The organism is Variovorax boronicumulans NBRC 103145 (assembly GCF_001591345.1).
Lineage (GTDB): Bacteria > Pseudomonadota > Gammaproteobacteria > Burkholderiales > Burkholderiaceae_C > Variovorax > Variovorax boronicumulans.
Window position 1 is genome coordinate 1 of record NZ_BCUS01000103.1, and the last position, 22,475, is coordinate 22,475.

The 22,475-nt window shown below is 70.1% G+C and carries 25 protein-coding genes and 1 pseudogene; 15 read left to right on the top strand and 11 right to left on the bottom strand.

Translation table 11 applies throughout. The features are described 5' to 3' along the window. Positions 1-192: 192 nt before the first annotated feature. The 4 genes from VBO01S_RS24020 to VBO01S_RS24035 all read left to right on the top strand — a co-directional run bounded on the left by VBO01S_RS24020 (position 193) and on the right by VBO01S_RS24035 (position 2,968). Positions 193-1,104 carry a 2-dehydro-3-deoxygalactonokinase gene (locus VBO01S_RS24020; RefSeq protein WP_062480116.1) on the top strand — a complete coding sequence of 304 codons (912 nt, stop codon included), beginning with the start codon at positions 193-195 and terminating at the stop codon, positions 1,102-1,104. Then, on the top strand, positions 1,101-1,742 hold the full coding sequence (locus tag VBO01S_RS24025) for a 2-dehydro-3-deoxy-6-phosphogalactonate aldolase (protein WP_062480118.1): 642 nt from the start codon (positions 1,101-1,103) through the stop codon (positions 1,740-1,742). Before VBO01S_RS24020 ends, VBO01S_RS24025 begins: the two co-directional genes overlap by 4 nt. Positions 1,743-1,790: 48 nt before the next feature. Further along, on the top strand, positions 1,791-2,528 hold the full coding sequence (locus tag VBO01S_RS24030; protein ID WP_062480120.1) for an aldolase: 738 nt from the start codon (positions 1,791-1,793) through the stop codon (positions 2,526-2,528). 113 nt (positions 2,529-2,641) lie between these two features. Then, a complete protein-coding gene (locus VBO01S_RS24035) occupies positions 2,642-2,968 on the top strand; it encodes a hypothetical protein (RefSeq protein WP_062480121.1) in 327 nt (108 codons plus the stop codon). Between the two features lie 6 nt (positions 2,969-2,974). On the opposite strand, the gene VBO01S_RS24040 is transcribed toward VBO01S_RS24035, so the two are convergent. From VBO01S_RS24040 to VBO01S_RS24055, 4 genes are all read right to left on the bottom strand, one after another. Beyond that, positions 2,975-3,682, bottom strand: a complete 708-nt coding sequence (locus VBO01S_RS24040; protein ID WP_062480123.1) for an SDR family oxidoreductase — start codon at positions 3,680-3,682, stop codon at positions 2,975-2,977. 35 nt (positions 3,683-3,717) lie between these two features. Further along, positions 3,718-5,142 (bottom strand): MATE family efflux transporter, encoded by a 1,425-nt coding sequence (locus tag VBO01S_RS24045; protein WP_062480125.1) that lies wholly within the window; start codon positions 5,140-5,142, stop codon positions 3,718-3,720. Between the two features lie 15 nt (positions 5,143-5,157). Next, a complete protein-coding gene (locus VBO01S_RS24050) occupies positions 5,158-6,474 on the bottom strand; it encodes an MFS transporter (protein ID WP_062480127.1) in 1,317 nt (438 codons plus the stop codon). A 108-nt stretch (positions 6,475-6,582) separates the two neighbouring features. After that, positions 6,583-7,038, bottom strand: a complete 456-nt coding sequence (locus tag VBO01S_RS24055; RefSeq protein ID WP_062480129.1) for a MarR family winged helix-turn-helix transcriptional regulator — start codon at positions 7,036-7,038, stop codon at positions 6,583-6,585. Positions 7,039-7,113: 75 nt separating this feature from the next. On the opposite strand from VBO01S_RS24055, the gene VBO01S_RS24060 reads away from it, so the two are divergent. From VBO01S_RS24060 to VBO01S_RS24095, 8 genes are all read left to right on the top strand, one after another. Next, a complete protein-coding gene (locus VBO01S_RS24060) occupies positions 7,114-7,680 on the top strand; it encodes a PaaI family thioesterase (protein ID WP_062480131.1) in 567 nt (188 codons plus the stop codon). A gap of 144 nt (positions 7,681-7,824) precedes the next feature. Continuing rightward, positions 7,825-8,886, top strand: coding sequence for a Fe(3+) ABC transporter substrate-binding protein (locus VBO01S_RS24065; RefSeq protein ID WP_062480133.1), 1,062 nt, complete (start codon positions 7,825-7,827; stop codon positions 8,884-8,886). A gap of 35 nt (positions 8,887-8,921) precedes the next feature. Then, on the top strand, positions 8,922-10,607 hold the full coding sequence (locus VBO01S_RS24070; protein ID WP_062480135.1) for an ABC transporter permease: 1,686 nt from the start codon (positions 8,922-8,924) through the stop codon (positions 10,605-10,607). Next, on the top strand, positions 10,604-11,287 hold the full coding sequence (locus tag VBO01S_RS24075) for an ABC transporter ATP-binding protein (protein ID WP_062480137.1): 684 nt from the start codon (positions 10,604-10,606) through the stop codon (positions 11,285-11,287). The genes VBO01S_RS24070 and VBO01S_RS24075 overlap by 4 nt, the downstream gene beginning before the upstream one ends. 14 nt (positions 11,288-11,301) lie before the next feature. Further along, on the top strand, positions 11,302-12,558 hold the full coding sequence (locus VBO01S_RS24080; RefSeq protein ID WP_157627443.1) for a hypothetical protein: 1,257 nt from the start codon (positions 11,302-11,304) through the stop codon (positions 12,556-12,558). Positions 12,559-12,658: 100 nt separating this feature from the next. Continuing rightward, positions 12,659-13,339 (top strand): glutathione S-transferase family protein, encoded by a 681-nt coding sequence (locus VBO01S_RS24085; RefSeq protein ID WP_062480140.1) that lies wholly within the window; start codon positions 12,659-12,661, stop codon positions 13,337-13,339. Between the two features lie 59 nt (positions 13,340-13,398). Next, positions 13,399-13,812 carry a lactoylglutathione lyase gene (gloA, locus tag VBO01S_RS24090; RefSeq protein WP_062480142.1) on the top strand — a complete coding sequence of 138 codons (414 nt, stop codon included), beginning with the start codon at positions 13,399-13,401 and terminating at the stop codon, positions 13,810-13,812. A 25-nt stretch (positions 13,813-13,837) separates the two neighbouring features. Then, on the top strand, positions 13,838-14,407 hold the full coding sequence (locus VBO01S_RS24095; RefSeq protein WP_157627444.1) for a DUF1697 domain-containing protein: 570 nt from the start codon (positions 13,838-13,840) through the stop codon (positions 14,405-14,407). A 20-nt stretch (positions 14,408-14,427) separates the two neighbouring features. Here the strand turns inward: VBO01S_RS24095 and VBO01S_RS24100 are convergent, their stop codons facing one another. The 4 genes from VBO01S_RS24100 to VBO01S_RS24115 all read right to left on the bottom strand — a co-directional run bounded on the left by VBO01S_RS24100 (position 14,428) and on the right by VBO01S_RS24115 (position 18,418). Continuing rightward, positions 14,428-15,156 (bottom strand): haloacid dehalogenase type II, encoded by a 729-nt coding sequence (locus tag VBO01S_RS24100; protein WP_062480144.1) that lies wholly within the window; start codon positions 15,154-15,156, stop codon positions 14,428-14,430. Positions 15,157-15,158: 2 nt separating this feature from the next. Further along, positions 15,159-15,794: a bifunctional 4-hydroxy-2-oxoglutarate aldolase/2-dehydro-3-deoxy-phosphogluconate aldolase gene (gene eda, locus VBO01S_RS24105; RefSeq protein WP_062480146.1), complete on the bottom strand. Its 636-nt coding sequence runs from the start codon at positions 15,792-15,794 to the stop codon at positions 15,159-15,161. Between the two features lie 41 nt (positions 15,795-15,835). Further along, complete coding sequence (edd, locus tag VBO01S_RS24110; RefSeq protein ID WP_062480148.1) at positions 15,836-17,665, bottom strand: phosphogluconate dehydratase; 1,830 nt, start codon at positions 17,663-17,665, stop codon at positions 15,836-15,838. A gap of 201 nt (positions 17,666-17,866) precedes the next feature. After that, entirely contained in the window at positions 17,867-18,418 is a 552-nt protein-coding gene (locus tag VBO01S_RS24115; RefSeq protein ID WP_062480150.1) for an OmpA family protein, read from the bottom strand. Between the two features lie 135 nt (positions 18,419-18,553). Here VBO01S_RS24115 and VBO01S_RS24120 point away from each other — a divergent pair, with 135 nt between their 5' ends. After that, positions 18,554-19,249 carry a gamma-glutamylcyclotransferase gene (locus VBO01S_RS24120; RefSeq protein WP_062480152.1) on the top strand — a complete coding sequence of 232 codons (696 nt, stop codon included), beginning with the start codon at positions 18,554-18,556 and terminating at the stop codon, positions 19,247-19,249. Then, a complete protein-coding gene (locus tag VBO01S_RS24125; protein WP_062480153.1) occupies positions 19,246-19,785 on the top strand; it encodes a superoxide dismutase family protein in 540 nt (179 codons plus the stop codon). Before VBO01S_RS24120 ends, VBO01S_RS24125 begins: the two co-directional genes overlap by 4 nt. A 17-nt stretch (positions 19,786-19,802) precedes the next feature. Here VBO01S_RS24125 and VBO01S_RS24130 read toward each other — a convergent pair whose 3' ends face one another. Continuing rightward, positions 19,803-20,372 carry a nucleotidyltransferase family protein gene (locus VBO01S_RS24130; RefSeq protein WP_062480155.1) on the bottom strand — a complete coding sequence of 190 codons (570 nt, stop codon included), beginning with the start codon at positions 20,370-20,372 and terminating at the stop codon, positions 19,803-19,805. 29 nt (positions 20,373-20,401) lie between these two features. On the opposite strand from VBO01S_RS24130, the gene pdxH reads away from it, so the two are divergent. Then, positions 20,402-21,058, top strand: a complete 657-nt coding sequence (pdxH, locus tag VBO01S_RS24135) for a pyridoxamine 5'-phosphate oxidase (protein ID WP_062480157.1) — start codon at positions 20,402-20,404, stop codon at positions 21,056-21,058. A 7-nt stretch (positions 21,059-21,065) separates the two neighbouring features. Here the strand turns inward: pdxH and VBO01S_RS24140 are convergent, their stop codons facing one another. Continuing rightward, entirely contained in the window at positions 21,066-22,277 is a 1,212-nt protein-coding gene (locus VBO01S_RS24140) for an OmpA family protein (protein ID WP_062480158.1), read from the bottom strand. Next, positions 22,277-22,475, bottom strand: a pseudogene (locus tag VBO01S_RS32765) (hypothetical protein); the annotation flags it as partial. The pseudogene VBO01S_RS32765 and the gene VBO01S_RS24140, both read right to left, overlap by 1 nt.

Below are 22,475 nucleotides of genomic sequence, written 5' to 3' on the forward strand. Positions count from 1 at the left end.
ACGTGAGCGTTGTTCACAGCAGTCGTTGATCGGCTGCAAACGCAGAGCGTGCCCTCGTGCACAGGGCACTGGGTGCTCCCCGCAGCGAAATCAAGGAGGAGGCCGCAGGCCGGGGGACATTCGCGGAGGGGAGTACCCGGTGGCCTGTGCACACGCCCCGAACAAACTCTCGAAACGCAACAGACGACAGACATGACAAGACTCATCGCCATCGACTGGGGCACAAGCTCGCTACGCGGTGCATTGCTCGACCCGAGCGGACAGGTCATCGAAGAACGCAGCGACGCCCGCGGCATCCTCACCGTGCCCGAGGGCGGCTTCCCCGCCGTGTTCGAGTCGCTGTTCGGCGACTGGATGCGCCTGGCAGACACGCGCTGCCTGATCTCCGGCATGGCCGGCAGCAAGCAGGGCTGGGTCGAAGCGCCCTACTGCCCCTGCCCCGCAGGCCGCGTCGAAGTAGGCCGCAGCATCATCGCCACAGACGCCATCCCCGGCGCGCGCATCGCCATCGTGCCCGGCCTCAGCGACGAGCACGCCGGCGTGCCCGACGTGATGCGCGGCGAAGAGGTGCAGATCCTCGGCGCCATGACGATCACCGGCCTGGACGACGGCGTCTTCGTGCTGCCCGGCACCCACAACAAATGGGCCACGGTCAAGAAAGGCCGCGTCGCCGGCTTTCGCACCTACATGACGGGCGAGTTCTACGCCCTGCTGAGCCAGCACTCGATCCTGGGTCGCACGCTCGACGCGGCCGCGCCGCTCGACGAAGCCGCGTTCCTCGAAGGCGTGACGCGCTCCGAGAACGGCCACGGCCTGCTGCACAACGCCTTCGGCACCCGCACGCTCGCGCTGTTCGAGCGCATGCCGAAAGAGGAGCTGTCGAGCTACCTGTCAGGCCTGCTCATCGGCGAAGAGCTGCGCACGCAATCGGTACAGGCCGTCGGCGAGGTCGTGCTGATCGGCTCTTCCGCCCTCACCCAACGCTACACCCTGGCCTTGCGCGCCACCGGCGTCGCCACGCGCACGCTCGGCGCCGAAGCCACCTGGGCCGGACTGCACACGCTGTCCGGCTTCCTCGACACCGACAGGACACCCGCCCCATGACCACGCCCCTCGATAAATTCAACGCCGCGATGCAGGCCCTGCCGCTCGTGGCCATCCTGCGCGGCCTCTCGCCCGCCGAAGCCTCCGCCGTGGGCGACGCCATCGTCGAGCCCGGCTTCCGACTGCTCGAAGTGCCGCTCAATTCGCCGCAGCCGCTGGAGAGCATCGCGCTGATGCGCCAGCGCTTTCCGAACGCGCTGGTCGGCGCGGGCACCGTGCTCGACGCGAAGCAGGTGCGCGAGGTGCATGCGGCCGGCGGCGAGCTGATCGTGTCGCCCAACTTCAACGCCGACGTCATCGCCGAGGCCGCGCGCCTGGGCATGGCCTGCCTGCCCGGCGTGATGACGCCGACCGAGGCCTTCGGCGCGCTCGCGGCCGGCGCCACGGGCCTCAAGCTGTTCCCGGCCGAGCTGGCCTCGCCCGCCGTGGTCAAGGCCCTGCTCGCGGTGCTCCCCGCCGGCACGCCCGTGATGCCCGTGGGCGGCATCGCGCCCGACAACATGGGCGCGTGGCGCGCGGCCGGCGCGGCCGGCTTCGGCATCGGCTCGTCGCTCTACAAGCCCGGCAAGACCGCCGCCGCCGTGCGCGAGGACGCGCAGCGCTTCGTGGCGGCCTGGGCCGGTCTGGTCCGCGCCTGATCCGGCACGAACGATTCATCCACCACAAGAAAGAAGGAGACCCCCGCGATGTCCGCCGATTCCGAATACGCCAGCCCCGCCGTGCGCCGGTTGCGCGAAGACCTTGCGCTCGCATTGCGCGCCGCGGCCCATCACGGGCTGTCCGAAGGTGTGTGCAACCATTTCAGCGTGTTGCTGCCGGGCGCGCAGGACCGCTACCTCATCAACCCGCGCGGGCTGCACTGGAGCGAGATCGGTCCCGACGACATCGTGCTGATCGACGTGCACGGCGAAGTGCTGGCGGGCCGTCACCGCGTGGAGCCCACCGCCCTCTTCATCCACGGCGCGGTGCACCGGCTCACGGGCCACGCCGTGGTGCTGCATTGCCACATGCCCTACGCGACGGCGCTGACGCTCACGGTCGACCGCGCGCTCGACCCGACCGCCAGCCAGAACGCCATGCGCTACATGAACCGCATCGCCATCGACGCCGAGTACAACGGCCTGGCACTGGACGACGCCGAGGGCGAACGCATCGCGCGCGCCATGGCGGGCAAGGACGTGGCCTTTCTCGCGAACCACGGCGTGATCGTGGCGGGCGGCACCATCGCCCATGCCTACGACGACCTGTACTACCTGGAGCGCGCCTGCCTGCACCAGGTGATCGCGCAATCGACCGGGCGCCCGCTGGTGCCCGTCAACGCCAAGCTGGCCGCGCACGTGGCGGCGCAGATCCAGGGCGAGCGGGAACAGTCCGACCTGTTCTTCGAAGCCCTGCGGCGCATGCTGCCGGCCCCGCAACGCTGAAAGAGCGCGAGCGCAGCGGCTTACAGCTCTTCATGCGATTTCGCTTCCGGCTTACAAGAACTTCACATAATGGCGCGACGATGAGGCATCGCAATCACTCCCCAGGAGTCGCCATGAAAAAGCTGACATTCGCCTTCGGTGCTGCCGCCCTGCTGTCGCTGGCCGCCCTCACCGCGCCGGCCCATGCCCAGGCCGGCGGCCCGTTCATCCAGGCCCAGGTGTACGTGACACCCGCACCGCCGCCGCGCCATCACTACTACGCCCCGCCGCCGCCCCCGCGCCACTACCACCCGGGCTACTACGACGGTCCGCGTCGCCACGGCTACTACGACCACGGGCGTCGCGGCTGGGACGACCGCCGCCACGGCCGCCGGGACAACGACGGTGACGGTGTGCCCAACCGCTACGACCGTCGCCCCAACAACCCCTACCGCTATTGACGCACTTCAGACCGGCGGGCTCGCATAAGCGGGCCGCTCGGTCGACAGGCTCTGCTTGAGCTGGCGCGTGACCTCGTCGGCCAGCACCTCGGGCAGCCCCGCTTCCACGCCCGCCAGCGCCTGGCGCGCCGCGTCGTCAGGCGAGGTCTTGGGGCCAGGCAGGCGCGCCGCCATGTCGGTGTCCATGAGTGCCACGTGCAAGCTCGTGACCTGCGTGCCCTGCCCCGCCAGTTCGTTGCGCAAGCCGTTGCTGAGCGACCAGGCCGCCGACTTGGTGGCGCTGTAGGTCGCCACGCCGGGGAACGTCGTCCAGGCCAGGGCCGACAGCACGTTGAGGACCGCACCGCCGCCGTTCGACGCGAGCACGGGCGCAAAGGCCTGTGTGAGCGCCCAGGGGCCGAAGAAGTTGGTCTCGAACTCGGCGCGTGCCGCGGCCACCGCGTCGGGCGAGCCCAGGAAGCTCGATCCGCGCGAAATGCCCGCGTTGTTGACCAGCAGCGTCACGTCGCCGCAGGTGCGCACGGCGGCCTCGATCTGCGCGGGCTGCGTGACATCGAGCGCCACGGGCACGACGCCCGCGAGCGTGATGCTCTTCGGGTCGCGCGCGGCCCCATAGACCTTGCGCGCGCCGGCCGCGAGCGCCGCCTTGGCGAACGCCAGGCCGAGCCCCCGGTTGGCGCCGGTGATGAAGACGACGGAATCCTTGATCTGCATGACGAGCCTTTCGTTGAAAAGAAAACCGAAACGCTTCAGGCCTGCGCCACGCGGCGCAGCAAACCCTGCGTCGTGCGCGGCCAGCCGACGCGGCCGAACCACGCGCCGCCTGCGATGGCCGAAGCGATGACGATGCCGTACACCACCAGCGCCACGCCCTGCGCCGCGAACACGCCGGTGAGCCCGCCGCCCCAGCGCAGCGCCAGCCAGCCGCCCGTGCCCGCCACGGCGAGCCGCGCGATGTTGCCGAGCACCGGCCACAGCAGCCGGCCCGCGCCCTGAGAGGCGAAGTACAGCACCAGCCCGACGCCGAAGAAACCGTACAGCGGCCCCACCACGCGCAGGTAGTGTGCGCCGGTCTCGAGCATCACGGGGTCGTGGCCGAACAGCATCAGCCACGGGCGCGGGAACAGCGCCGCAGCCAGCCCGATGACCTCGGCCATGCCGAAGGCCAACGCCGCACCGGCCCAGGTGGCACGCAGCGCACGCTCGCGCAGCCCCGCGCCCATGCAGGTGCCGACCATCGCGACCAGCGGCGCGCCGAGGCCGAACACCAGCGGCACCAGCAGGTACTCGAGCCGCGATGCCGTGCCGTAGCCGGCGAGCGCGCCCGCGCCGAAATGGCCGGTGAGTGCGGTGGCGATACCGATCGACAGGTTCGTCGCCACGGTCGACACCGTGCCGATCAGGCCGATGCGCAGGATGTCGCGGAACAGCGGCCAGCGCATCTGGAACGCCGCCAGCGTGGGCCGCAGCAGACTGCGCGGCGAGCGCAGGTAGGCGATGAGCGCGAGCGAGCCCAGCAGGTAGTACAGCAGGAGCGCCAGCGCCCCGCCCGCGATGCCCATGCCGCCCCACGGCCCGATGCCGAAGATCAGGAGCGGCGACGCCGGAATGAGGAACACCACGCCCACCACCGTCACGTTGGCCGGCACTGCCATGTTGCCGGTGCCGCGGATGATCGCGGACAGCGAGTTGAAGAGCCACACCAGCACCGCGCCCGCGAACACCCAGTTCGAGTACGTGAGCGCGGCTTCCAGCGCCGCGCCGGTGCCGCCCATCACGCCGTAGAGCCAGCGCCCGCCCAGCAGCAGCGCGAGTGTGAAGCACAGGCCGAAGCCGATCGCGATGACCACCGCATGCCACACCAGCGCATCGGCGTCGCCCCGGCGGCGCGCGCCCAGCGCGCGCGCGATCGACGAGGCGATGCCGCCGCCCATCGCGCCGCTGGAGGTCATCTGCATCAGCATGACGATGGGGAACACCAGCGCCATGCCGGCCAGCGCGTCGGTGCCGAGCTTGCCGACGAAGTAGGTCTCGATGAGCCCGACGGAGGCCTGCGCCAGCATCACGAGCACATTGGGCGCGGCCAGCCGCAGCAGCGTGGGGATGATGGGCGCCTCGAGCAGGCGGCGCGTGCGCGGGTCGAGGTCGCCGTTCGCTTGTTGGGGGGTGGTCATGCGGATCTCCGGCAGTCAGGCGCGCGCGGCGGCGTTGGTGGTGGCCGCGGCCGGTGCGGCGGCGGTCTTGGCGGGACGGCGGATCGCCATGACGATCACCGCCGCGAACAGGCAGGCCGCGCCGGCCGTGTACAGCGCGGGCGTGTAGGTCAGCAGCAGCGTGCGCGCAAAGCCCGCGCCGTAGGCCGCGGTGGCCGCGCCCAGCTGGTGGGCCGCGAAGATCCAGCCGAACACCAGCCCGACCTTGGCGGGGCCGAAGGCAGCGCCCGCGAGTTTGACGGTCGGCGGCACGGTGGCGATCCAGTCCAGGCCGTAGAACATCGCGAACAGGCCCAGGCCGTAGATCGTGAATTCGGAGTGCGGCAGCCAGAACAGCGACAGCCCGCGCAGGCCGTAGTACCAGAAGAGCAGCTTGCGGTTGTCGTAGCGGTCGGAGAGCCAGCCCGACAGGATGGTGCCGACGAAGTCGAAGGCGCCCATCATCGCGAGCACCGAGGCGGCGGGCACGGCGCTCATGCCGTAGTCGCCGCACAGCGAGATGAAGTGCGTCTGCACCAGGCCGTTGGTGCTCAGGCCGCAGATGAAGAAGGTGCCGGCCAGGATCAGGAAGGTGCGGTTGGTCGCCACCTCGCGCAGCACGCGGAACGGCGTGGCGAAGTTCATCGTGAAGGCGGGCGCCGGCGCCGGCTGCGTGCCGGGCGCTTCACCATAAGGCAGCAGGCCGATGTCCGACGGCCGGTTGCGCACCAGGCACAGCGCGAGCAGCGCGATCACCACGCTGCCGACCACGATCGGCACGATGGCCGAGCGCCAGCCCCAGTGCTCGATCATCCAGGCCGCCAGCGGCAGGAAGGCCAGCTGGCCGGTGGCCGCGCTGGCCGTGAGCATGCCCACGACCAGGCCGCGCCGCGCGACGAACCAGCGGTTGGCCACCACGGCGCCCAGCACCAGCGCCGTCATGCCGGTGCCCAGGCCGAGCATCAGGCTCCACAGCACGAACAGCTGCCACAGCTGCGAGGCCGTGGTGACCAGCGCCATGCCCAGGCCGACCAGCGTGAGGCCGGCGCACATCACCGCGCGCAGGCCGTAGCGCTCCATCAGCACCGCGGCGAACGGGCCCATGAGGCCGAACAGCGCAAAGCGCAGCGCGAGCGCGGACGAGATCTGCTCGGTGCTCCAGCCGAACTCCTCGCCGAGCGGCTTCATCATCGCGCCCGGCAGGCCGAGCGCGGCCGACATGGTGAGCATGGTCAGGAAGGTGACGGCGGCGACGATCCAGCCATAGTGGATGCCGCGGCGCTGCAGCCATGCGGAGACGTGGGTGGCGAACATGGGACCTCTGGAACTGTTGGAATGGGTCGGGGGAGAAACGAAGAGACAGGAAATCCGGCCGCGCGGCAGCGTGAGCACGGAAAGTGTTCGTTGAAGGGGGTGGGAGCGTCAGTCCGGCACGTCGACCGGCTCGCCCGTACCCAGCAGCGCGAGCGATTCGTCGATGAGCGTGTGCAGCGCCAGCACGCGCTCCACGCCCAGCAACGCATTGAGCTTGAGCTGCGCCGTCTTCCAGTGCTGCTGCGCTTCGCGCCACTTGGCCTCGCCGGCCTCGGTGAGCGACACCAGCCGGCTGCGCGCATCGGCGCCCGCCACTTGCGCCACCCAGCCCGCGGTGATGAGCGGCTGCAGGTTGCGGCTCAACGTGGACGCGGTCATCTTCAACTCGCCCGCCAGGTCGACCGGGCGCATCGGGCCCAGGCGCTTGAGGTGCGACAGCAGCGAGTACTGCGTGGTCTTGAGGCCGCTGCGCGACACCTCGGCGTCGTAGTGCTGCGTCAGGCGGCGCATCAGCTGGCGCGTCTTGAAGCTGGTGCAGCCGCGGGGTTGGGTGGGTGTGTCCATGGGGTATTATTGTATGTGCAACTATTGCATATGCAATCAACCCCTCCCCGCAAAGCCCCCAGCAGGAACACAGGCATGACGCAGCAAGCTTTCACCGACACCCCCTCCAATCTGCTCGACGCATGGATCGCCGAAGAACGGCAGATCGCCGAGCGCCTCGAGAACGGCCCCGGCCCCGGGCTCGCACGCCCCGAGCAGGTCGCCGGCAAGACCGGCCTGGAGGTCATGCAGGCCATGCTCAACGGCGAGATTCCCTACGCCGCCATCGCCAAGACGCTGGACTTCACGATCGTCTCGGTCAGCAAGGGCATCGCCATCTTCCAGGGCACGCCGCTGCCGCAGCACCTGAACCCGCTGGGCACCATCCACGGCGGCTGGGTCGCCACGATGCTCGACTCGGCGCTGGGCTGCTCGGTCCACACCATGATGCCGCCCGGTCGCGCGTACACGACGGCCGAACTCAGCGTGAACTACGTCAAGGGCCTCACGCCGAAGGTGCAGCGCGTGCGCGCCGAGGGCAAGGTGATCCACTGCGGCAAGCAGCTCGCCACCGCCGAGGCGCGGCTGGTCGGGGCGGACGGCACGCTGTATGCGCATGCGACGACGACGTGCCTGGTGTTCGAGGTGCCGGCGGGTCGGTGAGGCGTTTCAAGTAGGCCCTCAAGCTGTAAGCCAAAAGGAAAACCCGCTCCTCCCTGTCAGTGATAATTGTTCGCATCAGCGACAGGCTCCGCCGTCGCCGATGCCTTTCCTAGAACACCTCACCGCACCTGGAGGATCCTCTTCATGACCGACCGTTCCGGCCCCCAGGGCCGCGTGGCGCACGCCCTCCTCGGCGTTTCTGCCGCCTGGCTCGCCCTCACCGCCCTGCCCGCGCACGCCGCCAATGACGAGCTCACGCTCTACACGACGCGCGAGCCGGCGCTGATCCAGCCGCTGATCTCGGCGTTCAGCGCGCAGAGCAAGATCAAGGTCAACACGGTGTTCGTGAAGGACGGCCTGCTGGAACGCGTGAAGGCCGAAGGCGCGCGCTCGCCGGCCGACGTGCTGATGACGGTGGACATCGGCAACCTCGTCGACCTCGTCGAAGGCGGCGTGACGCAGCCGGTGAAGTCGGCCGCGCTCGAGTCGGCCATTCCGGCCAACCTGCGCGGCGCCGACGGCCAGTGGTTCGCGCTCTCGCTGCGCGCCCGCGTGCTGTACGCCGACAAGAACCAGCCGCTGACCAGCTTCCGCTACGAAGACCTGGCCAACCCGAAGTACAAGGGCAAGGTCTGCATCCGCGCCGGCCAGCACCCCTACAACACGGCCCTGGTGGCCGCGATGATCGCGCACGACGGCGAGGCCAAGACCGAGCAGTGGCTGCGCGGCGTCAAGGGCAACCTGGCGCGCAAGGCCACCGGCGGCGACCGCGACGTGGCGCGCGACATCCTCGGCGGCATCTGCGACATCGGCGTGGCCAACTCGTACTACGTCGGCCAGATGAAGAGCGCCAAGGAAGGCACCGACGCGCGCAAGTGGGGCGACGCCATCAAGGTGATCCGCCCGACCTTCGCCAGCGCCAAGAGCGGCGGTACGCACGTGAACATCAGCGGCGCGGCCGTGGCCAAGAACGCACCGCAGCGCGCCAACGCGGTCAAGCTGCTCGAGTTCCTGGTGTCGGAACCGGCCCAGGCGCTGTACGCCGACGCCAACTACGAATACCCGGTGCGCAAGGGCGTGGCCCTCGACCCGATCATCGGCCAGTCCATCGGCGAACTGAAGGTCGACCCGCTGCCGCTGACCGAGATTGCCAAATACCGCAAGCAGGCCAGCGCCCTCGTCGACAAGGTCGGCTTCGACCAGTGACCTTGCATGGCCGGGCACACCTTGCCGGCGACTGAATGCTGATTGCGCGGCGCCAGCCGTCGGGCCTGCGCGCCGCGGGCCCGGCATGGCGCTGCGCGTCGTTCCTGATCGCGCTCGGCGTGCTCGCGCCGGTGCTCACGCTCGCCTGGCTCGCGTTCGGCTCAGGCGTCGGCCACTGGGGGCCGCTGTTCGCTCACGTGCTGCCGCAGGCGGCGCTCAACACGGCGCTGCTGCTCGCGGGCGTCGGCGCCCTCGTCCTCGTGATCGGCACCGGCTGTGCCTGGCTGGTCACGGCGCATGACTTTCCCGGCCGCGGCGTGCTCAACTGGGCACTGCTGCTGCCGCTGGCGATGCCGACCTACATCGTCGCCTTCGCCTACCTCGACCTGCTTCATCCCATCGGCCCCGTGCAGGGCGCGATCCGATGGATGCTGGGCTTCGACAGCCCGCGCCAGTTCCGCCTGCCCGACCTGCGCTCGATGCCGGGTGCGATCTTCGTGCTGGGCTTCGTGCTCTACCCGTACGTCTACATGACGGCGCGCGCGATGTTCATGACCCAGCCCGCGCACCTGCTGGAAGCAGCGCGCACGCTGGGCGAGAGCCGCCGCGGCGCGTTCTTTCGCGTGGCCTTGCCGCTGGCGCGGCCGGCACTGGCCGTGGGCCTGAGCCTGGCGCTGCTCGAGACGCTCAACGACATCGGCGCCTCCGAGTTCCTCGGCGTGAACACGCTCACGGTGGCGGTCTACACCACCTGGATCACGCGCTCCGACCTGGCCGGCGCCGCGCAGATCGCCTGCGCGATGCTGTTCGTGGTGGTGGCGCTGGTCTGGCTCGAACGCAACGGTCGCCAGCACCAGCGCTTCGGCTCCGCGCAGCGCATGCGCGCGGTGCAGCCCCGGCGCCTGCACGGCGGCGCGGCCTGGGCGGCGACCGCGACGGCGGCGCTGCCGGTGCTGATCGGCTTTGTCGCGCCCGCGCTGTACCTGGTCTGGGAAAGCGGCAAGCGGCTGCACCAGGGCGGCGGCATTTCGCAGGGCCTCGTGGCCAGCCTGGGCAACACGCTGGCGCTGGCGGCCGGCGTGACGGTGGTGGCCGTGGCGGCGGGGCTGGTCGTGGCCTGGGCCTCCCGCAGCCAGGGCACCAGCCTCAACCGCGCACGCTGGCAGGCGCGCGTGGCCACGCTGGGCTACGCGGTGCCGGGCACCGTGCTCGCCATCGGCCTGCTGACGCCGGCGCTGGCCTTCGACGCGGCGCTGGCCGGCGCGATGGGCTGGCAGGGCCTGCCGCTGATGGGCGCGGGCATCGTGCTGGTCATGGCCTGCGCGATCCGCTTTCTTGCGATGCCCGTGGGCGGCATCGAGGCCGGGCTGGCGCGCATTCCGCCGGCCATCGAGCAGGCCTCGCGCCTGCTCGGCGAAACCACCGGCGGCACGCTGCGCCGCGTGCACCTTCCGCTGCTGCAGCCCGCCATCGCGGCGGGCGCGCTGCTGGTCTTCGTCGACGCCATGAAGGAACTGCCGGCCACGCTGCTGCTGCGCCCGGCCAACTTCGACACCCTCGCCACCTGGCTGTATGCCGAGGCCGCGCGCGGCACCTACGAGGAAGGCGCGATCGCCGCGCTGGCCATCGTGGTCGCCGGCCTGCTGCCGGTGGTGCTGCTGGCGCGCAACCAGCTCGGCACGACACCGGCGGTGACACCTCCCGACACGGACCCTGCATGAGTTCCCCGCTTCATCTCGACTCGCTCCAGCTCGCGTACGACACGCCGCGCGGCCCGCACACGGTGGTCGACGGCTTTTCGCTGGACCTGCCCGCGGGCGAGATCGCCTGCCTGTTCGGCCCCTCGGGCTGCGGCAAGACCACGGTGCTGCGCGCCATCGCCGGCTTCGAGCCCGTGCGCGCCGGCACCATCCGCCTCGGCGAGACGCTGCTGTCGTCGCCGCAGAAGCACCTGCCGCCCGAGCAGCGGCGCGTGGGCATGATGTTCCAGGAGTACGCGCTGTTCCCGCACCTGTCGGCCGCCAGGAACGTCGCCTTCGGCCTGCGCCGCCTGGGCCGAGCGGCGCAGCAGGCGCGCGTGGCCGAGATGCTCGCGCTGGTCGGCCTGGCCGAGGCCGGCGAGCGCTACCCGCACGAACTGTCGGGCGGCCAGCAGCAGCGCATCGCGCTGGCCCGCGCGCTGGCGCCCTCGCCCGCCCTGCTGCTGCTGGACGAACCGTTTTCCAACCTCGACGGCGGCACGCGCGAGCGCCTGACCGCCGAGGTGCGCGGCATCCTGAAGAAGGCCGGTCAGACCGCGATCCTGGTCACGCACAACGAGGCCGAGGCGCATGCGATGGCCGACCGCATCGGCGTGATGCACAACGGGCGGATCACGCACTGGCTGGAGACGGCGTCGTAGAAAGAGGCACTCCGATGCACAAGGCGACCCGACTCCTCCTCGCATGGGCGACGTTGCTCGGGTCGGCGATGCCGGCCCTGGCAGAAGTCCGTGCGGTCTACCAAGGCACCCTCGGCACCAGCGAGGTCGTGCTCGAAGTGAATGCCACTGGCGGCGGGCGGTACTTCTATCGCCGCCACGGCGTCGACATTCCGCTCTCCGGGCCGGTGACGAAGCTCGTGGAAGCCCTCCCGATCCAGGGCGAGGCGATGTACCGCGCGGCACAAGGCGGCAACGCGCCGCTGTTCGAAGATGCGCAGACCCGGCAGCCGGGCCCGACGTGGCGCGGCCAGGTGGTTGACGGCACTTTTGCTGGAAGCTGGAGCGATGGCCCTGGCAAGAAGGACGTCGCGTTCGAGCTTCGACAAGTTCGCCGGTACGACCCGGACAAGAGTCCCGGCGCCACCGAGCGGGTGACGCGCTCCATCCCCCCAGGCAACACCACCGGCGCGGCTTCGGACGCGCCGATCTCCATCGAGACGGCGCCCTACGACCACCTGAAGCTGCAGACCCCGCTCAAGCAAGGCGCGGAGCACGTCAGCGGAGCGGTGGCATGGCGCATGGTCATCGATCCGCGCACGCGCTTTTCCTATCCGCGGCTCACGCGACACCCGAATGCGCGCGTGGTCGAGAAAGTCAACGCCATCCTCGCGCGCAGGCATGGGCAACTCAACCTCGCCGCGCTCGAATGCAAGGCCACCCTTTACACAGAGACGCACCCGGCAGCCGGCTCGCTGGGAAACTACGACGCGGAATCGGTGCGCGTCACCTTTCTCAGCCCGACGCTGATGAGCGTCGTCGAATCGGGAAGCGCCGACTGCGGCGGCGCCCATCCCCACAACCACTACGCGCCCTACACACTCGACCTGGTCCGTGGCGAGTACCTCGACTTCGAACGCCTGTTCCGCGCGTTCACCAGGACGCCGGACGGGTTCGTGCCGAGCCAGACGCTCATGGCGCTGATCGGGAAGAAGCTGAAGGCAGAGGGACGTGGGCCCGAATCCGCAGCCGCCGCAGACCCGCAGCACTACACGGGTTGCGACGAGGTGTGGCCCGAGTACCTGGCATTGCATTTCGAGCGCACCCGCGGGCGCGATGCGTTGGCCGTCGCGGTCAGCGGCGTGCCGCATGCGCTCGGCGCCTGCCTCGGCACCACGGTGGCGCTGCCGTTCACCGAACTCAAGCCCCTTCTCAAACCTGCGGCCGGCGCGTACCTCTTTCCCAAGCCGTAGCAACCGGGCGCCGCCCGAATGGGCTTTTCCGGAAAAGGTTGTTCAGGCCCGCAAGAATCGCGGCGATCCTGACCCCAACTCTTCGAAAGCGGAACGTCCCATGACCCAGGCCCTCACCCTCGTCAGCCACCTGCTGTGCCCCTACGTGCAACGCGCCGCGATCGCGCTGCACGAGAAGAACGTGCCCTTCGAGCGCGTCGTGATCGATCTCGCGAACAAGCCCCAGTGGTTCCTCGACATCTCGCCGCTGGGCAAGGTGCCGCTGCTGAAGGTGCAGCGCCCCGACGGCACCGAGGCCGTGCTGTTCGAGAGCAACGTGATCTGCGAATACCTCGAGGAGACGCAACCCGGCGCCCGCCTGCACCCCGAAGACCCGCTCGCACGTGCGCAGCACCGTGCATGGATGGAATTCGGCTCGGCCATCCTCGCCGACCTGTGGGGCTACGAGACCACGCAGGACGCCGCCGTGTTCGCGCAGAAGCGCGAGGCGCTGGCTGCCAAGTTCGCACGCGTCGAAGCCGCGCTGGGGCAAGGCCCCTACTTCGCAGGCGACGCCTTCAGCCTCGTCGACGCGGTGTTCGCACCGGTGTTCCGCTACTTCGAGGTGTTCGATTCGATCAGCGACTCGCACCTGTTCGACGCGCTGCCCAAGGTGAACGCCTGGCGCCACGCGCTGGCGGCGCGCCCCAGCGTGCGCGCGGCGGTGGTGCCCGAGTACCCGCGGCACCTGATGGATTTCCTGAAGAAGTACCAGGCGCACCTGCTGACGCTGGCCGCTTGATCGCAAGAAGCAGAGGGCGACAATAGCCCCCTTCCCCCCATAACGACACGACCCACGAGATGCGACTTCTCCACACCATGCTGCGCGTTGGCAATCTCCAGCGCTCCATCGACTTCTACACGCAGGTGCTCGGCATGACGCTGCTGCGCACGTCGGAAAACCCCGAGTACAAATACAGCCTTGCCTTCGTCGGCTACGGCAACGGCAACCCCGACCAGGCCGAGATCGAACTCACCTACAACTGGGGCACCGAGAGTTACGAGCTCGGCACCGCCTACGGCCACATCGCGCTCGGCGTGCCCGACGCCTACGCGGCCTGCGACAAGATCAAGGCCGCACGCGGCAACGTGACGCGCGAGGCCGGTCCGGTCAAGGGCGGCACGACGGTGATCGCCTTCGTGACGGACCCTGACGGCTACAAGATCGAGCTCATTCAGCGCAACGAGAACGCCGCGGGCGGCGGCCTGCGCTGAGTCTTTTCGGGCCGCACGCAACACCATGGCAAGCCCGAAGAAACAGAAGAAAGACGCGCCGCTGACGCGCTACGTCGCCCTGCTGCGCGGCGTGAACGTCAACGGCATCACGATCAAGAGCGCCGACCTGAAGGCGCTGTTCGTCGACGAACTCGGCTTCGGCGCGGTGCGCACGGTGCTCGCCAGCGGCAACGTGCTGTTCGACACCGACGCACCCGATGCCGCCGCGCTGCGCACGCCCATCGAGAAAGCGCTGCGCCAGTGCTTTGGCTACGAGGCGTGGATCGTCTTGCTCACGCAGCGGCAGGTGGCCGACATGGCGGCGGGCTATCCCTTTGAGCGCATCGACGACACGCACCATCCCTACCTCGTGTTCGGCTCCGACGCCGCGATGCTCGACGAGATCATGGACAAGGCCGGCGCGGTCGACGCCAAGGTCGAACAGCTGGTGCGCGGCGATGGCGTGCTGTACTGGCAATGCCCGCGCGGCGAAAGCCTGGAGACGCCGGTCGCGAAGCTGCTCGCGAAGACCCGCTACAAGTCGAGCACCACCACGCGCAATCTGCGCACGGTGGAAAAGCTCATCGCCGACTGATCGACGGCGCGATCGGTCTTTCAGCAGCCCAGCCGGTCGGCCAGCGCGACGATGTCGCGCACATGCAGGTTGTTGTCCGGCTGCGGCGACACATCCTTCGGCTGGTTGCGGCCGAACTCGTGGGGCCGCTCGATGTACGCCGTCTTCAGGCCGCACACGCGCGCGGCCGCCAGGTCGTCGTGGTGCGCCGCGGCGAGCATGACCTGCCCGGGCGTCGCATCGAACACGCCCGCCACCCCGAGGTAGGTGCGCGGGTCGGGCTTGTAGGCCTTGAACACTTCGGCCGACAGCACGCAGTCCCAGGGCAGGCCGGCGCGCTTGGCCATCTCGGTGAGCAGGCCGATGTTGCCGTTGGAGAGCGTACAGATGGTGAACTTCTTCTTGAGCCGCGTGAGCCCCTCGACCGCGTCGGGCCAGGCCGGCAGGCGGTGCCAGGCGCGGCTCAGGTCGCGCTTGGCGGCGCTGTCGAGGTGGTCGGCCAGGCTGAAGTCGTGCAGCACCTGTTCGAGCATGCTCAGGTGCAGCTCGTCGAGCAGCGTGAAGCCACCCTCGCCGGCCGCGATACGTTCCATCACGGCCTTCATGGCGGGCTGGTAGCCGGCGCGCCAGGCGAGCGCAAAGGCCGCGCCGTCCACGCCGGGCAGCACGCGCTCGACCTCAGCCGCGATGCCGCTGTGCCAGTCGACCACCGTGCCGAACACGTCGAACGCGATGACCTTGAGGTCGCCCGCGTCGAAATCGGCCGACATGCTCAGCGGGGCAGCTGGCTCGCGGCGCGCGCCAGTTGCTCGATGCGGGTCCAGTCGCCGTCGCGGATGGCGTCGGTCGGCACGATCCACGAACCGCCCACGCAGGCCACGTTCGACAGCGCGAGGAACTCGGCCGCGTTGCCCGCATGGATGCCGCCCGTGGGGCAGAAGGTGACGTCGCCGAACGGGCCCTGCCAGGCCTTGAGCATCGGCAGGCCGCCGGCCTGCAGCGCGGGGAAGAACTTCAGCTGGGTGTAGCCGTCTTCCTGCGCCATCATGATCTCGCTGCCGGTGGCCACGCCGGGCAGCAGCGGCAGGCCGAGGTCGTGGCAGGCCTTGCCGACCGCGCGCGTGTAGCCCGGGCTCACGCCGAACTTGGCGCCGGCCAGCGCCGAGGCCTGTGCGTCGGCCGCGCTGCGGATGGTGCCGGCGCCGGCGACGGCCTCGGGCACGTCCTTGGCGATGGCCTCGATGCACTGCAGCGCCTGCGGCGTGCGCAGCGTCACTTCGAGCATGCGGATGCCGCCTGCGACCAGCGCGCGCGCCAGAGGCACGGCGTCTTTCACGTCGTTCAGCACGATGACCGGAATGACGGGTGCGTCGCGCATCACGTCGAGGGGGGTGAGTCTGTCTGTCATCTCATGGCTCCAAAAATTTCTTGCGGCCCGCGTGGGCCCCATCACATCCAGGTGCAGGCGCCCTCTTCGGCGGTCAGTGCGTTGCGGCGCATGCCGGCGAACAGTTCGCGGCCCAGGCCGTGCCCGTCCGCGATGCGTTGCGCGTCGGACAACGTCGCAGTCTCGCGCGCGGCCCATTCGTCTTCGGGAAGCAACACGGCGAGCGTACCCGCTACGGCGTCGAGGCGGATCAGGTCGCCGTCGCGCACCTTGGCCAGCGGACCGCCGGCAGCGGCTTCGGGCGACACGTGGATGGCCGCCGGGATCTTGCCCGAAGCACCGCTCATGCGACCGTCGGTGACCAGCGCCACGCGGAAGCCCTTGCCTTGCAACACGGACAGCGGCGGCGTGAGCTTGTGCAGCTCGGGCATGCCGTTGGCCTGCGGGCCCTGCCAGCGCACCACGCAGACCACGTCGCGCTCCAGCTCGCCGGCCGTGAACGCCTTTTGCAGCGCGGCCTGCGAGTCGAACACGCGGGCCGGCGCTTCGATCACATGGCGGTCGTCGGGCACCGACGACACCTTGATCACGCTGCGCCCCAGGTTGCCGCTGAGCAGCTTGAGGCCGCCGGTGGTGCTGAAGGGGCTGGCCACCGGGCGCGTGACGGCTTCTTTCTGCAGCGGCGCAGCGGGCGTCCATTGCAGCGTGCTCTCGCCGACCAGCGACGGGATGTTGGCGAATTCGCGGATGCCGCCGGCGCGCACCGTGAGCACGTCGGCGTGCATGAGGCCGGCTTCGACCAGCTCGCCGATCACGAAGCCCGGGCCGCCGCAGGCCTGGAACTCGTTCACGTCGGCGCTGCCGTTGGGGTACACGCGCGTGAGCAGCGGCACCACGTCGGACAGCTGGGAGAAGTCGTCCCAGTCGATCAGGATGCCGGCGGCGCGCGCCACGGCCACCCAGTGGATCAGGTGGTTGGTGGAGCCGCCCGTCGCCAGCAGCGCGACCATGGCGTTGACGATGCAGCGCTCGTCGACCATCTCGCCGATGGGCGGGCAGTTGAAGGCGACGTCGCTGGCCTTGCCGAGCACCGAGCGCACCGCTTCGCGCGTGAGCGTCTCGCGCATGGCGTCGCCGGGCTGGATGAAAGCCGTGCCGGGCACGTGCAGGCCCATGGCCTCCAGCAGCATCTGGTTGCTGTTGGCGGTGCCGTAGAAGGTGCAGGTGCCGACCGTGTGATAGGCGGCCATCTCGGCCTCGAGCAGGCCCTGGCGGCCCACGAGGCCCTGCGCCGCCTGCTCGCGCACCTTCGACTTGGCGGTGTTCGACAGGCCCGAGGGCATCGGCCCGGCGGGCACGAAGACGGTGGGCAGGTGGCCGAAGTGCAGCGCGCCGATCAAGAGGCCCGGCACGATCTTGTCGCACACGCCGAGCATCAGCGCGCCGTCGAACATGTCGTGCGTGAGCGCGACGGCGGTGCTCATGGCGATCAGGTCGCGGCTGAACAGGCTCAGCTCCATGCCGGGCGTGCCCTGCGTGACGCCGTCGCACATGGCGGGCACGCCGCCGGCGACCTGCGCGGTGGCGCCGTGGCGGCGGGCCTCGTGCTTGATGATGTCCGGGTAGCCCTGGTACGGCGCGTGGGCCGAGAGCATGTCGTTGTAGGCGGTGACGATGCCCAGGTTGGGCGCGCGCTCGGCCACCACCTTGAACTTGTCGTTGGCCGGGATGCCGGCCACGGCGTGCGCCACGTTGGCGCAGCCCATGCGGTCGGAGCCGCGGTCGCGGGCGCGGATCTCGGCCAGGCGCGTGAGGTAGGTGCTGCGCGTGTCGCGGCTGCGCGCGCGGATGCGATCGGTGACGTCGCGGACGGTGGGGTGTGTGCTGCTCATGGGGAAGTTGGCTCTTGCTGCGTGTCGCCGGCGCGACTGTGGGCCTGGAGGCCCATCGTACCAATTCGAGCGCGACGCCCCGATGAAATCAGGCCGCAGAACGATACGAAATTACTCAGGCATGCAGCCGGTCGCGTGCAGGCACAAAAAAACCCGGCCATGCCGGGTTTTTCCTTGGGGAGATGCAAAAGGCCGGATCGCTCAGTCGACCAGCCGGACCTCGACGCGGCGCGCCTCGGCGTTGTTGCCCGATCCGGCGGTGACGGCGGGCTTCTGCAGGTCGATCTTCTCGGCCGGCACGCCCAGGCCCGCCAGCACCTCGCGCACCATCTGGGCGCGCTTCTTGGCCAGTTCCTCGTTCACGGCGGCGTCGCCGGTGGTGTCGTGGAAGCCCGAGACCACCGCCTTGCGGCCACCCTCGACGCCCTTGATGACCAGGGCCAGCGCCTCGGCCGCGCCCGGTGCGAGGTCGGCGCTGCCGGTCGCGAAGTAGAAGTTCACCACGCCGCCGACCACGCGGATGCTGGCGCCGTCGGGGATCACCACGGTGACGGTCTCGGTGACTTCGGTCACCTGCACCGCGCCGCCCGGCGCCGCTGCCGCCGAAGCCGCGACAGCGGGCTTGGCCTGCGCGGCCGTCGCGCCCAGGCCCTTGTGCCAGAAGGCGACACCGATCACGAACATGATCACGAGCATGATCAATGCCACCAGGAAGCCGAGGGCGAAATTCTGCTGGCTGTCGTCGTTGTTCATGGAAGCGCGATCTCCGTAGGAAAGGGGTCGGTAAATAATGGTGCGGTGAACCATGATCACGAAATTGTAGGCGCCACCCCCGACACCCCCGTGTCAGCCGGCGCGCCGGACCCCGGTCCGCCGGGGCTGGACCCCATGCCCCGTCCGCTGCGCGACCCGCAGCCGATGCTGGAACGCGCGATCGCCGACTGGGGCGGGCGCGACGATCTCTGGCTGTTCGGCTACGGCTCGCTGATCTGGCGGCCCGAATTCGGCTTTGCGGAACGGCGCGCGGCCTCGGTGCACGGCTGGCACCGCGCGCTCAAGATGTGGAGCCGCGTCAACCGCGGCAGCGTGCAGACGCCGGGCCTGGTGTTCGGGCTGCTCTCGGGCGGCAGCTGCCGGGGCGTGGTGTTCCGCGTGCCGAAGGCCGAGGGCCTGGAGACGCTCAAGCGCCTCTGGCTGCGCGAGATGCCGACCGGCGTGTACGACCCCAAGTGGCTGCAATGCGGCACCGCCGAAGGGCCGGTGCGCGCGCTGGCCTTCACGCTGTCGCGGCGCAGCCCCAACTTCACGGGCGAGCTCAGCGACGAGCGCTACCGCCACATCTTCGCGAATGCCGTGGGCCGCTACGGCAGCTCGCTCGACTACGCACGCCAGACCCTGCTCGAGCTGCAGCGCCACGCGATCCACGACGCCGCGCTGGCCCGGCTGGTGGCGCTGGCCGCCGAGCCGCCATTTCAGACACCCGCCGATTGCGGGACAGCCCCGGCTCCGGTATACGTTGCGGGGTCTTCGGACACCGCGTCCTCTCAACCCTCCACCCCGTTCATCAACAAGGAAAACCAATGATCCATCGCCGTCTCCTCGCCACTGGCACCGCCCTCCTCGCCACTGCCGTGCTCGCCGCCTGCGGCAGCATGGGCGGCAAGCCGAGCACCACAGTCGAGCTGACGCCGACCGCCGCCGTCACGCCCAACCTCGCGCGCGGCTCGGTGACGCTCACCGCCCTCGACCACGGCGTGCGCGTGTCCGGCGAGGTGCGCGGCCTGGCGCCGGGCAGCGAGCACGGTTTCCACATCCATGAAAAGGGCGACTGCGGCAACAACGGCAACGCCTCGGGCGGCCACTTCAACCCGGCCGGCGGCACGCACGGCAAGTTCTCCGCGCCCGGCAGCCACGCCGGCGAACTGCCCAGCCTCGTGGCCGATGCCAGCGGCGTGGCGCGCTTCAGCGTCGACAACCACGCGATCTCGCTGACCGACGGCGCCGCCAACAACGTGCGCGGCCGCGCGCTCGTGGTGCACCGCGACCGCGACGACTTCACGACGCAGCCCGCCGGCAACTCCGGCCCGCGTGTGCTCTGCGCGGTCGTTGCCCAGAACTAAGCAAAAAGTGTGAGTGGTCAGGCGCCCGCGCGCGCCTGCCAGAGCGCCTCGGCCCGCGCCAGGGCCTCGGGCGTGTCGATGTCGGTCACGACGCCGGCATCGTCCACGGCCAGATCGATGACCGAATCGATGGCACGCATCGCACGCAGGACGGACGATGCGCCCAGATTCCCCTCCAGCGCCGCCAGCTGCGCCCAGCAGCCCGCCGCAAAGCCCACCGGATGCCCGCGCTCGCCCCGGTACTCCGGCTGCACGGCATTCACCCGCCCGCCGAGCGCGGCGGCCACCGCCCGCAGCGTCGCGGGCTGCACCAACGGCAGGTCGCCCGGCAGGATCAGCCAGCCCGCAGCGTGGGGCGTGGCGCGCACGGCCGCGGCAATCGAATCGCCCATGCCGGGGTGACCCGCGTCTTCCAGGTGCCACGGCAGGCCGCTCGCGCGCACCGCGTCGAGCGTGCGCTCGAGCACCGGCCGGCCCGCGAGCAGCGCCTTCAGCTTGGAGCCCGTGCCGCCGGCCGCGATGAAACGCTCGCCACGGCCCGAGGCCAGCACGATCACGGTCGGGGAGTTCGCCTCGGTCGTCGTCATGGGCCGAGTATGTGCGCAACAATCCCGGCATGACTTCTTCTCCTCTTTCCAAGGACGCGCTGGCCGCGCTGCGCAAGAGCTACGAGCGCGCCGAGCTCGACGAGACCCGCAGCGCCGCCGACCCGATCCAGCAGTTCGAGCGCTGGCTCACCGAGGCCGTCGACGCGCACATCCCCGAGCCCAACGCGATGACGCTGAGCACCGTGGGCAGCGACCTGCGGCCGTCCAGCCGCATCGTGCTCATCAAGGGCTACGACGCGCGCGGCATCGTCTGGTACACCAACTACGACAGCCGCAAGGGCCGCGAGCTGTCGGGCAACCCATATGCCTCGCTGCAGTTCCACTGGGTCGAGCTGGAGCGCGTGGTGCGCATCGAAGGCCGCGTGGAACGCGTCAGCGCCGAGGAGAGCGACGCCTACTACGCCAGCCGCCCGCTCGATTCACGCATCGGCGCCTGGGCCAGCCCGCAGAGCGAAGTGATCAGCGGGCGCGACGTGCTGGTGAAGAACGCCGCCGTGTACGCCGCCAAGCACCTGCTCTCGCCACCGCGCCCGCCGCACTGGGGCGGCTTCCGTCTGGTGCCCGACCGCTGGGAGTTCTGGCAGGGCCGCAAGAGCCGGCTGCACGACCGGCTGCGCTACCGGCTCGAAGGTGCCGATTGGGTGCGCGAACGGCTCGCGCCCTGAGCCTGGCTCAGGCCTCGCAACCAGCAACCTTGAATTCGACGCGCCGGTCCAGCGCGTCGCTCGCATCGTCGGCGCCCGTGCCGACGATGTTCTCGCGAAAGCCCATGCCGGCTTCGCGCAGCTTCTTCGACAGTGGCGGCGCCTCGCCCACCAGCCGCGCCTTGACGCTGGTCGCGCGCTGCAGCGACAGCCGCTCGTTGACCGCCTCCGAGCCCGTGCGGCTCGTGTGGCCCGTGACCACCACGCACGCATCGATCTGCGCCGCCTGCCGCGCGATCTGGCGCAGCCACATCGGGTAGGCCGCGCTGATCTTCGGGTCGGCCAGGAAGTCGGTCGAGCCCGGCTTGAACAGGAACTTGACGCTCAGGTTGTTGCTCTCGAGCCCCAGCCGCGCCAGCGTGCCGAAGGTGCGCTCGGCGTCGGCCGTGCGGCCCAGCTGCGACTGCGTGAGGTACAGCCCGCTGTAGATGCGCAGTTGCTGGCCGTCGGACCGCTTCGACGCGGCCTCGTAGCGGCTCAGGGCCTCGCTCATGCGGCCGGCCTCGTAGGCGGCGGTGGCCTCCTGCAGCACCGTGGCGGTCGGCAGGCGCTCCAGGTACAGCGCGTCGGCGGCCTGCCCGGCCGGCGTCTCGGCGGTGCGGATGTAGCCTTCCACGCCGCGGTCCTTGCCGTTCACCGGGCTGTCGCGGAAGAAGGCGGTGGGCCGCGTGTCGAGCGAGGCATCGCTGATGCGCGCCACCGACTGCGCGATCACCATGCCGCTCTTGATCTCGGTCATGGCGAGGTTCAGCCGGTACGGCGCGCCCGAGGCGTCCTTGTCGCGCACCAGCGTGCCGTTGAGCACGTACTGCGCGTTGCCGATCTCGTTGGCGTTGAACGGCGTCACGGTGAACTGCTTGAACTGCGCCTGCATGCGCTGCACGATGCGCTGCTCGGCCACGCGCGTCACCTCGGTCTGCTGGCCGCTGGCGCCTTCGAGCAGCGGGTCGATCACGATGCGCCGCTGCGTCAGCGTCGACTCCACCTTGGCCAGGAAGGCCGGCAGCTTCTGGGTCTGCACCATAAGGTCGTCGACCGCCTGGGTGACGGCCTGGTCGAAGGGCATGGCGCTGCTGGGCGCGGGGCGGTGCGCGCAGGCGGTGGCCAGCAGCGCGGCGGTGCACAGCGCCAGCACGCGCCACAAGGCTCGGGGGATGGCGGTGTTCTTGGTCGTGGTCATCAGCACTGGCTCCTCAAAATGGTCATGTCCTGGTCCGACAGCGGCTCGCCCACGGCGGCGCGCATGTTGATCTCGCTGCAGCGTTTCGAAGGCGCGGGGCGCCGCTCGACGGGTTCGCGATGCACCTCGGGCGCCGGTGCCGGGGCCGGCGCTGCGGTGGCGGTGATCTGCGGGCGCGGCTTCGGCGCCGGCCGCACG